Origin of the sequence: Rhodococcus indonesiensis (assembly GCF_047782815.1) — a bacterium.
GTDB lineage: Bacteria > Actinomycetota > Actinomycetes > Mycobacteriales > Mycobacteriaceae > Rhodococcus > Rhodococcus indonesiensis.
Genome location: NZ_CP180630.1, coordinates 4,206,696 through 4,219,740, shown reverse-complemented (window position 1 = coordinate 4,219,740; position 13,045 = coordinate 4,206,696). Strand labels below are relative to the sequence as shown.

Here is a 13,045-nt window from a genome sequence, read left to right as displayed (position 1 = left end):
ACGTCCCGGCCTCGTCAGCTGCACCCGCTGGTGTTTCCGCACGACGGGCACGCGTGGCAGGAGCCGGAACGCTGCATCTGCACCCCGCACTGCATGCAGTACGGCGCATCGCTGCCGCGGGCGCGTCCCTGCCGGGTGTCCACGACCACCTCGGCGGCGGGCTCGCTGCGTTCGAGCCCGGTGCGGATACCGAGTTCGGCCCGCTCGTCCGCGTCGAGGTACTCCACTGCCAGCCGCCGGAAGATGTAGTCCAGGATCGACGTCGCGATCCGCAGGTCCGGATCGTCGGTGATGCCCGCCGGCTCGAATCGGGTGCTCGTGAACGCGTTGACGAACGTGCGCAGCGGAACCCCGTACTGCAGGCCGTAACTCACCGCCATCGAGAACGCGTCCATGATGCCGGCCAGGGTCGAGCCCTGCTTGGCCACCCGCAGGAACATCTCGCCCGGACGGCCGTCGTCGTATTGGCCCACGGTGACGAAGCCCTTGCAGTCCGCGACGCGGAACTCGAAGGTGCGCGACCGGCGCAACCGGGGCAGCCGTTCCCGCCTCGGCCCGGCTGTCGTCGTGGGGGGCGCCGCCGTGGCCGACAACGGTTGTCCCAGTTTGCAGTTGTCGCGATACACCGCGATCGCCTTGATCCCGAGCCGCCACGCGTCGAGGAACAACTCCTCGATGTCGGCCACGGTCGCCGACTCCGGCAGGTTCACGGTCTTCGAGATCGCGCCCGAGAGGAAGGGCTGCACCGCGGCCATCATCAGCACGTGCCCTCGCGGTTCGATCACGTTGTCGCCCATGGAGGTTGCGAACACCGGCAGATGCTCGGCCCGCAACTGCGGCGCGCCGACGACCGTGCGGTGCGTGTCGATGTGCGTGAGCAACTCGGCTACCCGATCCGGGGGATAACCGAGCCGCGACAGTGCCCGCGGCACCGTGCGATTGACGATGGACAGCGTCCCGCCGCCGACCAGCTTCTTCGTCTTCACCAGCGCCAGATCGGGCTCGATGCCGGTGGTGTCGCAGTCCATGGCCAGGCCGATCGTGCCGGTCGGCGCGAGGACTGTCACCTGGCTGTTGCGGACCCCGTGTGCCTCGGCGAGCGCGCACGCCGCGTCCCAGTCCTCCCGCGCCGCGGCGAGAATGTCGGCGGGCGCGGCCTGCTCGTCGATGTCGTCGACGGCGCCGCGATGACGAGCCAGCACCGCGAGGGTGTGCTCCCGGTTCTCGGCGAACCCCTCGAACGGCCCGAGCCGGCGAGCCATCCGTGCCGACACCGCGTACGCATGCCCGGTCATCAGGGCCGTCAGGGCCGCGGCGTAGGCGCGGCCGGCGTCGCTGTCGTACGGCAGCCCCAGGGCCATCAGCAGCGCACCGAGATTGGCGTAGCCGAGACCGAGCTGCCGGAACCGCCGCGACGTCGCCGCGATGCGGTCGGTGGGGTAGTCGGCGCGGCTCACGAGGATCTCCTGGCCGGTGAGCACCACCGCGACGGCGTGCCGGAATCCGGCGACGTCGAACGTGCCGTCGTCGCGAAGGAACGCCAGCAGGTTCAGGCTCGCCAGGTTGCACGCCGAGTCGTCCAGGTGCATGTACTCCGAACACGGATTCGATCCGTTGATCCGGCCGGTCGCGGCCGCGGTGTGCCAGCGGTTGATGGTGGTGTCGAACTGCAGCCCGGGATCGGCGCACTCCCAGGCGGCGGCGGCGATCCGGTGGAACAGATCGCGGGCAGGCACCGTGCGCACCGTCGCACCGGTGGTGACCGCGCGCAGCGGCCACTCGGCGCCGTCCGCGACGGCCTGCATGAACTCGTCGCTCACCCGCACCGAGTTGTTGGCGTTCTGGTACTGCACCGAATGGATGTCGCGACCGTCGAGCCCCATGTCGAACCCGGCCTCCGCGAGTACCCGCGCCTTGCGTTCCTCGACGGCCTTGCAGTCGACGAACTCCTCGACGTCGGGATGGCCGACGTCGAGGATCACCATCTTCGCGGCTCGGCGCGTCTTGCCGCCGGACTTGATGGTGCCCGCCGAGGCGTCGGCGCCGCGCATGAAACTCACCGGGCCCGACGCGGTGCCCCCACCCGCCAGCGGCTCGGCCGACGACCGGATGCGCGACAGATTCGCCCCCGCGCCCGACCCGCCCTTGAAGATCACTGCCTCCTGCCGGTACCACTCGAGGATCGAGTCGATGCTGTCCTCGACCGACAGGATGAAGCACGCGCTGGCCTGCTGCGGAGTGTCGGGCACCCCGATGTTGAACCACACGGGGCTGTTGAACGACGCCCGCTGCGTCAGGACCAGGTACGTCAGTTCGGCGGCGAACGCCTCCGGGTCGTCGAGGTGGCCGTCGGCCGCGCCCCACGCGGTGATCGTGTCCACGATGCGCGCGACGACGTCGCGCAGGGACCGTTCCCGGGCGGCGGTGCCCGGAGCGCCGCGGAAGTACTTCTGCGCGACGATGTCCGTCGCGTTCTGCGACCAGGCGGCGGGGAACTCCACGTCGCGCTGTTCGAACACCACCGCGCCGGTGCCGTGGTGGACGATGCGTGCGTCGCGCCGCTGCCAGTCCAGCTCGTCGGCGGGATCGATGCCGGCCGTGGTGAAGAACCGTCCGGTGTCCGACTCGAGATTCGGTTCGGCGACGTCCATCGCGACCTCCGGGTGCGACCTGAGGGGCACATATAGTCCCCCCATGGTCTCACCACGAATCGGTACCCCGCTGGCTCCCGGCGCTCTGCGCGTCGGCTCCTCGGCGCGGGTGAGCTGGGCAACAGAGCGGTCGTCGCGCTGCAGCGGCCGGGTGTCGAGGTGATCGCGGTGGACCGGTACCCGAACGCGCCCGGGCGTCGCGCACACACCGTCGACACGAGCGACCCGCAGGCCCTGCTCGCACTCGTCGAGGCGGCCTCACCCGTGCGGGCGGTCGCACCGTGACCGCCGGGGCGGAGGTCCTCGTCGGTCTGGCCGTCCTCGTCGGACTCGTCGGCATCGTCGTGCCGATCCTGCCGGGCACCCTGCTGATCTTCGGGGCGATCGCGGTGTGGGCGTGGCTCACCGGCGGCACCGTCGCGTGGACGGTGTTCGCCGTCGCGACGACAGCCCTGCTGGTGACCGGCATCGTGAAGTACACCTGGCCGGGCGGCCGGATGCGGCGGGCCGGGGTGCCGACGCGCTCGATCGTCGCCGGCGGTCTGCTCGGCATCGTCGGGTTCTTCGTCGTTCCCGTGATCGGGCTGCTGCTCGGGTTCCTGCTCGGCACCTACCTGTCCGAGGTGCAGCGGCACCGCACCCACCGTGACGCGTGGGTGTCGACCGTGCACGCGACCAAGGCGGTGGCGCTGTCGATCCTCGTCGAGTTGCTCGGCGGCCTGATCGCGGCCGGCGTGTGGCTCGGCGCGGTGCTGTTCACCTGACCGGAGGCGGCCCGGTACGACTGTGGCCGAATGTCACATCCGGTCGATTCCATCGACGGAATGTGACATTCGGCCACCAGGGGTCGGGGGGTGTCAGGCCTTGTGCGGCTCGGACGCGCGGAACATGTCCTCACGCTCGACGACCTTGACGCGCTCGCGGCCCTCGGCCTCGCCGAGGCTGCGCTCGTGCGCGTCGAGCCGGTACCAGCCCTGCCAGGTGGTGTAGGGCAGCTGCTTGTCCTCGAGGAAGGCGACGATCGCGTCCTCGGACGGGTCCTCGGGGGTGTTCAGCAGGCCGTGGGCCCGGTCGGCGAGCAGGTTCGCGACGGTCTCGTTCGCGTCGCCCTTGGTGTGGCCGATCAGACCGACAGGGCCGCGCTTGATCCAGCCCGTGACGTACGTGGCGGGCAGGAAACGCTCGGGACCCTCCGCCGACTCGTCGGCGACGACGCGTCCGGCCTCGTTGGGCACGGTGCCGGCCTGCTCGTCGAACGGCAGCTTGGCGATGTTCTGCGACAGGTAGCCCACCGCCCGGTACACGGCCTGGACCTCCCAGTCGCGGAAGCGGCCGGTACCGCGGACGTTGCCGGTGCCGTCGAGCTCGGTGCGCTCGGTGCGCAGGCCCACGACCTTGCCGTCCTCGCCGAGGATCTCGGCCGGGGACTCGAAGAAGTGCAGGAACAGCTTGTGCGGGCGGTCGCCGACGTCGCGGATGGCCCAGTCCTGCAGGGTGTTGGCGACCATGTCGACCTGCTTGGAATTGCGGCGCGCGGCCTCCGAGCCCTCGTCGTAGTCGATGTCCTCGGGATCGACGATGACCTCGATGGTGGGCGAGTGGTCGAGCTCACGCAGCTCGAGCGGCGTGAACTTGGCCTGAGCGGGACCGCGGCGGCCGAACACGTGCACCTCGACGGCCTTGTTGTTCTTCAGGCCCTCGTAGACGTTGGCGGGGATCTCCGTCGGCAGCAGCTCGTCGCCGGTCTTGGCCAGGACGCGCGCGATGTCGAGGGCGACGTTGCCGACGCCGAGCACGGCGACCTTCTCGGCCTCGAGCGGCCAGCTGCGCGGCACGTCGGGGTGGCCGTCGTACCAGGAGACGAAGTCGGCGGCGCCGTAGCTGCCGTCGAGGTCGATGCCGGGGATGTTCAGGGCGCGGTCGGCGTTGGCGCCGGTGGAGAAGATCACCGCGTCGTAGAACCGGCGCAGGTCCTCGAGGGTGATGTCGGTGCCGTAGTCGAGGTTGCCGAGCAGCCGGACCTGGGGCTTGTCGAGCACCTTGTGCAGGGCGGTGATGATGCCCTTGATGCGGGGATGGTCCGGCGCCACGCCGTAGCGGATGAGACCGAACGGGGCGGGCATCCGCTCGAACAGGTCGATGCTGACCTCGGTGTCGGACTTCATGAGCGCATCGGCGGCGTAGATGCCGGCGGGGCCGGCACCGACGATCGCGACGCGAAGGGGACGAGTCTGATCGGTCATCAGGGGTCAACTACCTCTTCGGTGTGCGGACGGACGTGATTCAGCTTAATTGAGGAAGGGAGTCGGCAGGGGTGGCTGCCAGGGGGCACGCGGGAGCGGCAAGAACTGCGCGACGAACCGGGCGTGACGGGAATTCGCTTCAGCGACAACACATGTGGGCGCTCACTCGACACAGGTCGACGGCGAGACGTCGAACGAGGTGCGTAGAGGCCATGGCCAATTCCTACCTCGAGAGGGTTTATCGGGGCAAATGCGCCCGCGTGGGGCCGTCCCGGCGCGGCCTAGGATCGCCCCATGGCAGCCGAACGCGCACCCGAGTCCGACCCGGACGAAACGGACCGCAGCAGTGCGACGCCGTTCCTCGCGGCACTCGCGATCATCGTGGTGCTCGTCGTCGGGGTGTTCGTCGCCCAGCTGGTGTCGCCGTCGGATCGCAGCACCTCCGGGACCGAACTCGTCGTGCGGACGGTCGACGACTACGTCCGTGCCCACAACGCCGGTGACCGCGCCGCGCAGGACCGCCTGCGCTGCGACCAGCTCGCGGCCGACCGGGCCCCGCTGGCCGGTATCGACGGCGAGGTGCAGCTCGAGGCCGTCGAGAACGTCGAGACGAACGACGACCGGGCGAGCGCCGACGTGCGTGCCCGGATCGCCGGAAACGAGCAGACCAGCACGTGGCAGTTCGTCCGGATCGACGACGTCTGGCGGATCTGCACCTTCTGACCGCCGCCCGCCCGCCTGGTCGGCTCGCCGAGAGCTGTGAAAAGCTGGTGCGGTGAGCTACGCAGGTGATATGACGCCGCAGCAAGCCTGGGAGCTGCTGCGCGAGAACCCGGACGCCGTGCTCGTCGATGTGCGTACCGACGCCGAATGGAAGTACGTGGGGGTTCCCGAAACGTCCCCCATCGGGCGCCGCACCGTCTTCGTCGAATGGGTGCGCTACCCGAACGGTGCCCGCAACGAGAACTTCGTCGACCAGCTGAAGGACGCCGGCGTGACCGGCGGGCCGATCGTGTTCCTGTGTCGCTCGGGACATCGTTCCATCGCCGCCGCGGAGGCGGCCACCGCCGCGGGCCTGGCCCCGTCGTACAACATCCTCGAAGGATTCGAAGGCGGCCTCGATGCCGAGCGGCATCGCGGCGCCGAGGGCTGGCGGGCCGCGGGCCTGCCGTGGAGGCAGTCGTGAGCACAATCCCCAGGGGCGGCGCCTTCGAGCGGCCGCTGCCGGCATCGGTGCGTCCCGCCACGCTCGGCGTGCGCGGCGGCACCATGCGGTCCGGATTCGAGGAGACCTCCGAGGCGATCTACCTCAATTCCGGCTTCGTCTACGAATCGGCCGAGGCGGCGGAGCAGGCGTTCACCGGCGAGGTGGACCACTTCGTCTACTCCCGGTACGGCAACCCGACAGTGAAGATGTTCGAGGAGCGGTTGCGGCTGCTCGAAGGTGCCGAGGGCTGCTACGCCACCGCCTCGGGCATGTCGGCGGTCTTCACCGCCCTCGCGGCGCTGCTCGGCAAGGGCGACCGGCTGGTCGCGGCCCGGAGCCTGTTCGGCTCCTGCTTCGTGGTCTGCAACGAGATCCTCCCGCGCTGGGGCGTCGAGACCGTGTTCGTCGACGGTGAAGACCTCGACCAGTGGGAGCGGGCGCTGTCCGTGCCCACGACGGCGGTCTTCTTCGAGACGCCCTCCAACCCGATGCAGACTCTCGTCGACGTGCGCCGGGTCTCCGAGATGGCGCACGCCGCCGGCGCCAAGGTGGTGCTCGACAACGTCTTCGCCACCCCCCTGCTGCAGCGCAGCCTCGATCTCGGCGCCGACATCGTCGTGTACTCGGGCACCAAGCACATCGACGGCCAAGGTCGGGTGCTCGGCGGGGCGATCCTCGGCCCGCAGGACTACATCGACGGCCCGGTCCAGCACCTCATCCGCCACACCGGTCCGGCACTGAGCCCGTTCAACGCCCACACCCTGCTCAAGGGCCTCGAGACGATGGCGGTGCGGATCCGGCACTCGGTGGAGTCGGCCGAGCGGATCGCCCGCTTCCTCCAGGACCACGCCGCGATCAAGTGGGTCAAGTACCCGTTCCTCGACTCGCACCCCCAGTACGACCTGGCGCGGTCCCAGATGAGCGGCGGCGGCACGGTCGTGACCTTCGAACTGGACGCCCCCGAAGGCGCCGGCAAGAAGCGCGCATTCGAGCTGCTCGACGGGCTGCGCATCGTCGACATCTCCAACAACCTCGGCGACGCCAAGTCGCTGATCACCCACCCCGCGACGACGACGCACCGGGCGATGGGGCCGGACGGCCGGGCGGCGATCGGCCTATCCGACGGGGTGGTGCGGCTGTCGGTGGGGCTCGAGGACACGGAGGATCTGCTCGAGGACTTCGAGCAGGCGCTGCGGTAACCGGCGGCGAGGTCGAAGGCCGCAGCTGCATCGAAGCCCTGCCGACGGGTCGGGGCTTCGATCCACCACCCGGAAATGCCAGGTCGGCGACACCGGCCGCACCGGAGACCGCGGAAGACCCGATCCCACGGCCGTGCGCGCTTCGGTAAGTTACAGAGTCGACCCGCAACTGCGTGTCGTTCGATCGGCTCTGCGCAGCCGAACTGTGGGAGGTTCCCGTGGCTGGTGGTCTCGTCGCCCTGCTGGACGACGTCGCGGCACTGACGAAAGCGGCCGCGGCGTCCATCGACGACATCGGCGCCGCGGCCGGCAAGGCCGGCGTCAAGGCGGCAGGTGTCGTCGTCGACGACACCGCCGTCACCCCGCGCTACGTGCACGGATTCACCCCGGACCGGGAACTGCCGGTCATCCGCAAGATCGCGATCGGGTCGATCCGCAACAAGCTGCTGATCATCCTGCCGGTGGCGATGCTCCTGAGCCAGTTCTTTCCTCAGGCGTTGCCCTACCTGTTGATCGCCGGAGGCCTGTTCCTGTGCTTCGAGGGGGCCGAGAAGGTCTACGAAGCACTGACCGGCGGTCACCACGAAGCCGACACCCCCGCGGTACTGAGCGGACCCGAAGTCGAGAAGTCCATGGTCAGCGGGGCCATCCGCACCGACCTCATCCTCTCGGCCGAGATCATGGTGATCTCCCTGTCGTCGGTGGAGGACGAACCGTTCCTCACCCGGCTGGCGGTGCTCGTCGTCGTCGCGATCCTCATCACCGCCCTGGTGTACGGCGCGGTCGCGCTGATCGTGAAGATGGACGACGTGGGCCTGGCGCTCGCTGGACGCGAATCGTCGTTCAGCCGGCGGGTCGGCCGGGGGCTCGTGGCCGCGATGCCGAAGGTGATGACGGTGCTCACCGTGGTCGGGATCGCCGCGATGCTGTGGGTCGGTGGTCACATCCTGCTCGTCAACGTCGGCGAGGCCGGATTCCACTGGCCGGCCGATCGCCTGCACGACCTCGAACACTGGTTCGGCGATCTCGTGCAGGGTGGCTTCGGCGGCGTGCTGGCCTGGACCGCGGGGACCGTGGCGTCCGCAGTCGTCGGGCTCGTCGTGGGCGCGATCATCGTGCTGATCGCGCACCTGATTCCGAAACGGAAGAAGCGTGAGGCGGCGCACTGACGGACCCCGGCCTGCCGTCCCCGGGCCCGGAGCCCTGCGATACGCTGCGGTGACCCCGCTTCCGGGTGGGGTGCCGCAGCGTATCGGTGAAGTCCGGTGTAATCCGGCACTGTCCCGCAACTGTGAGGCCGGCAGCGCGCTGCCGGACGAGTCAGGTCGGCCGGCGCGGCGGTCACGTACTGGTCCTCGGACGAAGGACGGTGTCGTGCCGCAACGGTGATCGTTGCAGCCGTGCTGTTTTCGTCCTCCGCCTCACGGAGGATGGTTGTGCCTGCCCCCACTGTGCCTGTCCTCACTGTGCCGACCCGCCGGCTGTTCGCCGCCGGACTCGTCGCGCTCGCCCTGCTCGCCGCCTCGTGCGCCTCGAGCGGCGGCTCCGAACCGGCCTCCGCGCCCTCCGGTGACGGGACCTTCCCCGTCACCGTGAACTCCGGCGACGGAGCGATCACCCTCGATGCGGCCCCGGATTCGATCGTCTCCCTCAGTCCCACCGCCACCGAGATGCTCTACGCCGTCGGCGCCGGCGACCAGGTCGTCGCGGTCGACGACCAGTCCGACTACCCCGCCGGGGTGCCCGTCACCGCCCTGTCCGGATACTCGCCGAACGTCGAAGCCGTGCTCGGCTACGAACCGGACCTCGTGGTCGCGATGGACGACGTGGGCGACCTCGTCTCCGGCCTCGATGCGGCCGGCGTCCCCACGCTGCTGCTGCCGGCCGCCACCACCCTCGACGAGGCGTACACGCAGATCGAGCAGCTCGGCGCCGCCACCGGGCACATCGGGGACGCGGCCGAACTGGTCGCGTCGATGCGCAGCGACATCGACGAGGTCGTCGCCGGGTTGCCTCCGCGCCCGGCTCCGCTGACCTACTACCACGAGCTCGACGACACCTACTACAGCGTCACGGGTGACACCTTCATCGGGGGCATCTACGCGATGCTCGGCCTGCGTTCCATCGGCGACGCCGCCGGTGCCGACGCCTACCCGCAGCTGTCCGCCGAGTACGTCCTCGACGCCGACCCCGACCTGATCTTCCTCGCCGACGGGCAGTGCTGCGGGGTCACGCCGGAAACCGTGGCCGCCCGCGCCGGCTGGAGCGAGCTGACGGCCGTCCGGTCCGGACAGATCCACGTGCTCGACGAGGACGTCGCCAGCCGCTGGGGACCGCGGGTCGTGGACCTCGTGCGGAACCTCGGAGCGATCGTGGCTGCCGCCGAACCCGCCGCCCAGCCCACCCGGTGACCCGCGCCGCGCGCCACCCGGCCCTGGTGCTCGGCGCGGCAGCCCTCGTCCTGGTGATCGTGCTGCACGTCGGGGTGCTCGTCGGCCCCGCCGGACTGACCGTGCGCGGCGTGTTCCTGGAACTGCTCGACGCCCTGCCCTTCGTCGACGTCGACTCCGGGCTGACGACCCGGCAGCAGGCCATCCTGTGGAACATCCGCATGCCGCGGGTGGCGCTCGGTGCTCTGGTCGGCGCGATGCTCGCCATCGCCGGCGCCACCTACCAGGGGGTGTTCCGCAACCCGCTGGCCGACCCCTACCTGCTCGGGGTGTCGAGCGGCGCCGGCCTGGGCGCCACGCTCGCGATCGCCCTCGGCGGAGTGCTCGCCTCCGTCGGGGTGCCGGTCGCCGCGTTCGCCGGCGGCCTCGTCGCCGTCGCCGCCACCTACGCGCTCGGACGCAGTGTCGGCGGGATGCGCTCGGAGGTGGTGATCATCCTGGCCGGCGTCGCGGTGGCGGCCTTCGCCAACGCGGCGCAGACGTTCGTCCAGCAGCTCTACGACGACACCCTGCGGCAGGTGTACACGTGGTTGCTCGGCCGCCTCAGCACCGACGGCTGGTCCGACGTGGTCGTCGTGCTGCCGTACGTCGTGGTGTCCGCGGCGGTCATCCTGCTGCACCGCCGGATGCTCGACGTGATGGCGGTGGGCGACGTCGAGGCCGCGAGCCTCGGGGTGAACCCGGCGCGGGTCCGGCTGATCCTGGTGTGCGTGGCGACCCTCGGCACCGCCGCCGTGGTCGGTGCCAGCGGGCTCATCGGTTTCGTCGGAATCGTGGTGCCGCACGCCATCCGGCTGATCGTCGGGCCGGGGCACCGGCTACTGCTGCCGCTGTCGCTGATGATGGGAGCTGCCTTCCTCGTCCTAGCGGACGTGCTGGCCCGGACCGTGATGTCCCCGGCCGAACTGCCCATCGGCGTGGTGACCGCGGCCGTCGGCGCGCCCTTCTTCCTGGTGGTGCTGCGCCGGCATCGGGGGGTGTCGTGAACGCCGTCGACTGCCGGGGCCTGCGCGTCGACCGCGGCGGCAAGACCGTCCTGCACGGGGTGGACCTGACCGTCGGGCAGGGGGAGTGGATCGCCCTCGTCGGGCCCAACGGTGGGGGGAAGACCACGCTCCTGCACGCGCTGGCGGGACTGGTACCCGCAACCGGCCGGGTCCGCGTCGGCGGACTGGACCCCGCACACTCCGGGCGCCGGACGATGGCCCGCACGGTGGCGCTCATGCCGCAGCGGCCCATCGTGCCCGAGGGTATGACGGTCACCGACCTGATCCGGCTCGGCCGCACCCCGCACCTGCCGCGGTTCGCGACCGAGTCGGCACACGACCGTGAGATGGTCGAGTCGGTCCTCGACCGGCTCGACCTGCGCGCGCTGGCCGGCCGTCCGGCGACGGAGCTGTCCGGCGGCGAGCTGCAACGCGTGGTCCTCGGGCGCGCACTCGCGCAGGAACCGCAGGTGCTGCTGCTGGACGAACCCACCAGCGCCCTCGACATCGGCCACCAGCAGCACGTGCTGGACCTGGTGGAGTCGATGCGCGTCGAGAACGGGATCACGGTCCTCGCAGCGATGCACGACCTGACCTCGGCGGCGCTGTACGGCGGGCGGCTGGTCCTGCTCGCCGACGGTCGCGTGGTCGCCGACGGCACGCCCCGGCAGGTGCTCACGGTCCGGCGGATCGCCGAGGTGTACGGCGCGCGCGTCGAGGTGCTGGACCGTCCCGGCACCGGCCCGGCCGTCGTTCCGGTGCGTGGAAGCTTCTCGGGCGGAACAAAATCGGAGGATTCGTGATGGAGGTACTGCTGCTGGGCACGGGTGCCGCCGACGGCTGGCCGAATCCGTTCTGCACCTGCCCGTCGTGCGCGGACGCGGCTGCTCGCGGCGAGATACGCGGGCAGACGGCCGCACTCGTGGACGACGTGCTCCTGCTGGACTGCGGACCCGAGGCGCCGCGCGCGGCGCTGCGTCACGGCCGCACCCTCGCCGGGGTGCGGCACGTCCTGCTCACCCACTCGCATCCCGACCACCTCGGCCCGCAGGCGCTGCTGTTCCGTTCCTGGGCGGCAACGGATTCCGAGATCGAGGTGATCGGCCCGGCCGACGCGCTGGACCAGTGCCGGGACTGGATCGCACCCACCGACCCGGTGCGGTTCGTGCCGGTCGCGGCCGGGGACGTGCTGACAGTCGGCGAGTACCGGGTGCGGGTGCTGCCCGCCGCGCACCGCGTCCTGGTCGACGGAGACTCCGTGCTCTACGACGTGCAGGGCCCCGGTGGTGACCGGCTGTTGTGGGCATGCGACACCGGACCCCTGCCCGTGGAGTGGTTCGACCGGGTCGCCGGTGTGGAATACGATGCGGTGTTCCTGGAGGAGACGTTCGGGGACCGAATGGATCTGGGCTCCGCGCACCACACGCTGCCGGCGTTCGGGGAGACGGTGCGGACCCTGCGCGCGTGCGGGGCGGTGACCGAGCGGACCGATGTGGTGGCCGTGCATCTGGGCCACCACAACCCGCCGGTCGAGCAGCTGCGGATCCGGCTGGCGGCCTGCGGGGCGCGAGCGGGCGACGACGGTGAGGTGACGACGGTGGGACCTGCGACCGGCAAAGTAGCTGCGGCGCAGCGCACTCTGGTACTCGGCGGTGTGCGTTCCGGAAAGTCGCGGCACGCCGAGGAGTTGCTCGAATCGTTCCCGGCGGTGACGTACGTGGCGACGGGCGGCACGCGCGACGGCGACGCGGAGTGGGCCGAGCGCGTCGCGCTGCACCGGGCCCGCCGGCCGCGGTCGTGGACGACGATCGAGACCGACGACGTGGCGGCCGTGCTCCGCGGGGCGGACGAGCCGTTGCTGATCGACTGCCTGGGGACCTGGCTCACCGCCCGCCTGGACCGTCACGACGTGTGGTCGGGTGGGGACGTCACCGCGGTCGAGGCGGACGTCGAGCAGTTGCTCGAGGCGTGGCGTTCGTGTGCCGTCCCGGTGGTGGCGGTCAGCAACGAGGTCGGCAGCGGCGTGGTCCCGGCGACGGCGTCCGGCCGGTTGTTCCGGGACCTGCTGGGTCGGCTCAACGCGCGGGTGGCAGCGGAATCGGAGTCGGTGACGTTGGTCGTCGCCGGCATCCCCACGCGTTTGCGTTAGAACACCGAACTGCGTTCTGCGCAAGTCGGATTCCCGGTCACACATAACCCTCGACGGCACACAGCCGTGCGCACATGTGATCTGGAACACAGCCGTAACTGTTTAGTGACCCTCTGCATCAGGCGTGTTATCGTTCCGAAACGAACTGGGGTCCGAGCGG

Annotated in this window: 11 protein-coding genes, 1 pseudogene and 1 riboswitch; of the genes and pseudogenes, 10 read left to right on the top strand and 2 right to left on the bottom strand. The window is 70.6% G+C overall.

Annotated features, from left to right (window positions below):
- Positions 1–14: 14 nt before the first annotated feature.
- Positions 15–2,651, bottom strand: a complete 2,637-nt coding sequence (locus ACM26Y_RS19370) for a vitamin B12-dependent ribonucleotide reductase (protein WP_289380925.1) — start codon at positions 2,649–2,651, stop codon at positions 15–17.
- A 43-nt stretch (positions 2,652–2,694) separates the two neighbouring features.
- Here ACM26Y_RS19370 and ACM26Y_RS19365 point away from each other — a divergent pair.
- Both ACM26Y_RS19365 and ACM26Y_RS19360 read left to right on the top strand, forming a co-directional pair.
- Positions 2,695–2,915: pseudogene (locus ACM26Y_RS19365) on the top strand (phosphoribosylglycinamide formyltransferase 2); the annotation flags it as partial.
- Between the two features lie 17 nt (positions 2,916–2,932).
- Positions 2,933–3,415 carry a DUF456 domain-containing protein gene (locus tag ACM26Y_RS19360; protein WP_289380924.1) on the top strand — a complete coding sequence of 161 codons (483 nt, stop codon included), beginning with the start codon at positions 2,933–2,935 and terminating at the stop codon, positions 3,413–3,415.
- 93 nt (positions 3,416–3,508) lie between these two features.
- On the opposite strand, the gene ACM26Y_RS19355 is transcribed toward ACM26Y_RS19360, so the two are convergent.
- Positions 3,509–4,894 carry an FAD-dependent oxidoreductase gene (locus ACM26Y_RS19355; RefSeq protein ID WP_289380923.1) on the bottom strand — a complete coding sequence of 462 codons (1,386 nt, stop codon included), beginning with the start codon at positions 4,892–4,894 and terminating at the stop codon, positions 3,509–3,511.
- A gap of 294 nt (positions 4,895–5,188) precedes the next feature.
- Here ACM26Y_RS19355 and ACM26Y_RS19350 point away from each other — a divergent pair, with 294 nt between their 5' ends.
- The 8 genes from ACM26Y_RS19350 (at position 5,189) to cobU (ending at position 12,885) form a co-directional block, all read left to right on the top strand.
- Positions 5,189–5,617: a hypothetical protein gene (locus ACM26Y_RS19350; RefSeq protein WP_416061624.1), complete on the top strand. Its 429-nt coding sequence runs from the start codon at positions 5,189–5,191 to the stop codon at positions 5,615–5,617.
- A gap of 52 nt (positions 5,618–5,669) precedes the next feature.
- Positions 5,670–6,080 (top strand): rhodanese-like domain-containing protein, encoded by a 411-nt coding sequence (locus ACM26Y_RS19345; RefSeq protein WP_003938317.1) that lies wholly within the window; start codon positions 5,670–5,672, stop codon positions 6,078–6,080.
- A complete protein-coding gene (locus ACM26Y_RS19340) occupies positions 6,077–7,300 on the top strand; it encodes an O-succinylhomoserine sulfhydrylase (RefSeq protein ID WP_054375331.1) in 1,224 nt (407 codons plus the stop codon). Before ACM26Y_RS19345 ends, ACM26Y_RS19340 begins: the two co-directional genes overlap by 4 nt.
- Before the next feature lie 218 nt (positions 7,301–7,518).
- Complete coding sequence (locus ACM26Y_RS19335) at positions 7,519–8,469, top strand: DUF808 domain-containing protein (RefSeq protein WP_416061623.1); 951 nt, start codon at positions 7,519–7,521, stop codon at positions 8,467–8,469.
- Positions 8,470–8,508: 39 nt separating this feature from the next.
- A riboswitch (cobalamin riboswitch) is annotated at positions 8,509–8,652 on the top strand.
- 114 nt (positions 8,653–8,766) lie between these two features.
- Positions 8,767–9,711 carry an ABC transporter substrate-binding protein gene (locus ACM26Y_RS19330; RefSeq protein WP_416063709.1) on the top strand — a complete coding sequence of 315 codons (945 nt, stop codon included), beginning with the start codon at positions 8,767–8,769 and terminating at the stop codon, positions 9,709–9,711.
- The gene (locus ACM26Y_RS19325; RefSeq protein ID WP_237210727.1) at positions 9,708–10,736 is read left to right on the top strand and encodes a FecCD family ABC transporter permease; all 1,029 of its coding nucleotides are present in this window, start codon (positions 9,708–9,710) and stop codon (positions 10,734–10,736) included. The genes ACM26Y_RS19330 and ACM26Y_RS19325 overlap by 4 nt, the downstream gene beginning before the upstream one ends.
- A complete protein-coding gene (locus tag ACM26Y_RS19320; protein ID WP_416061622.1) occupies positions 10,733–11,539 on the top strand; it encodes an ABC transporter ATP-binding protein in 807 nt (268 codons plus the stop codon). Before ACM26Y_RS19325 ends, ACM26Y_RS19320 begins: the two co-directional genes overlap by 4 nt.
- Positions 11,539–12,885 (top strand): bifunctional adenosylcobinamide kinase/adenosylcobinamide-phosphate guanylyltransferase, encoded by a 1,347-nt coding sequence (gene cobU / locus ACM26Y_RS19315; protein WP_416061621.1) that lies wholly within the window; start codon positions 11,539–11,541, stop codon positions 12,883–12,885. Before ACM26Y_RS19320 ends, cobU begins: the two co-directional genes overlap by 1 nt.
- The last annotated feature ends 160 nt before the right edge of the window (positions 12,886–13,045 follow it).

Coding starts and splice junctions, on each gene's coding strand:
- ACM26Y_RS19355 (WP_289380923.1), bottom strand. CDS start 4,894: ATGACCGATCAGACTCGTCCCCTTCGCGTCGCGATCGTCGGTGCCGGC.
- cobU (WP_416061621.1), top strand. CDS start 11,539: ATGGAGGTACTGCTGCTGGGCACGGGTGCCGCCGACGGCTGGCCGAAT.
- ACM26Y_RS19350 (WP_416061624.1), top strand. CDS start 5,189: ATGGCAGCCGAACGCGCACCCGAGTCCGACCCGGACGAAACGGACCGC.
- ACM26Y_RS19370 (WP_289380925.1), bottom strand. CDS start 2,651: ATGGACGTCGCCGAACCGAATCTCGAGTCGGACACCGGACGGTTCTTC.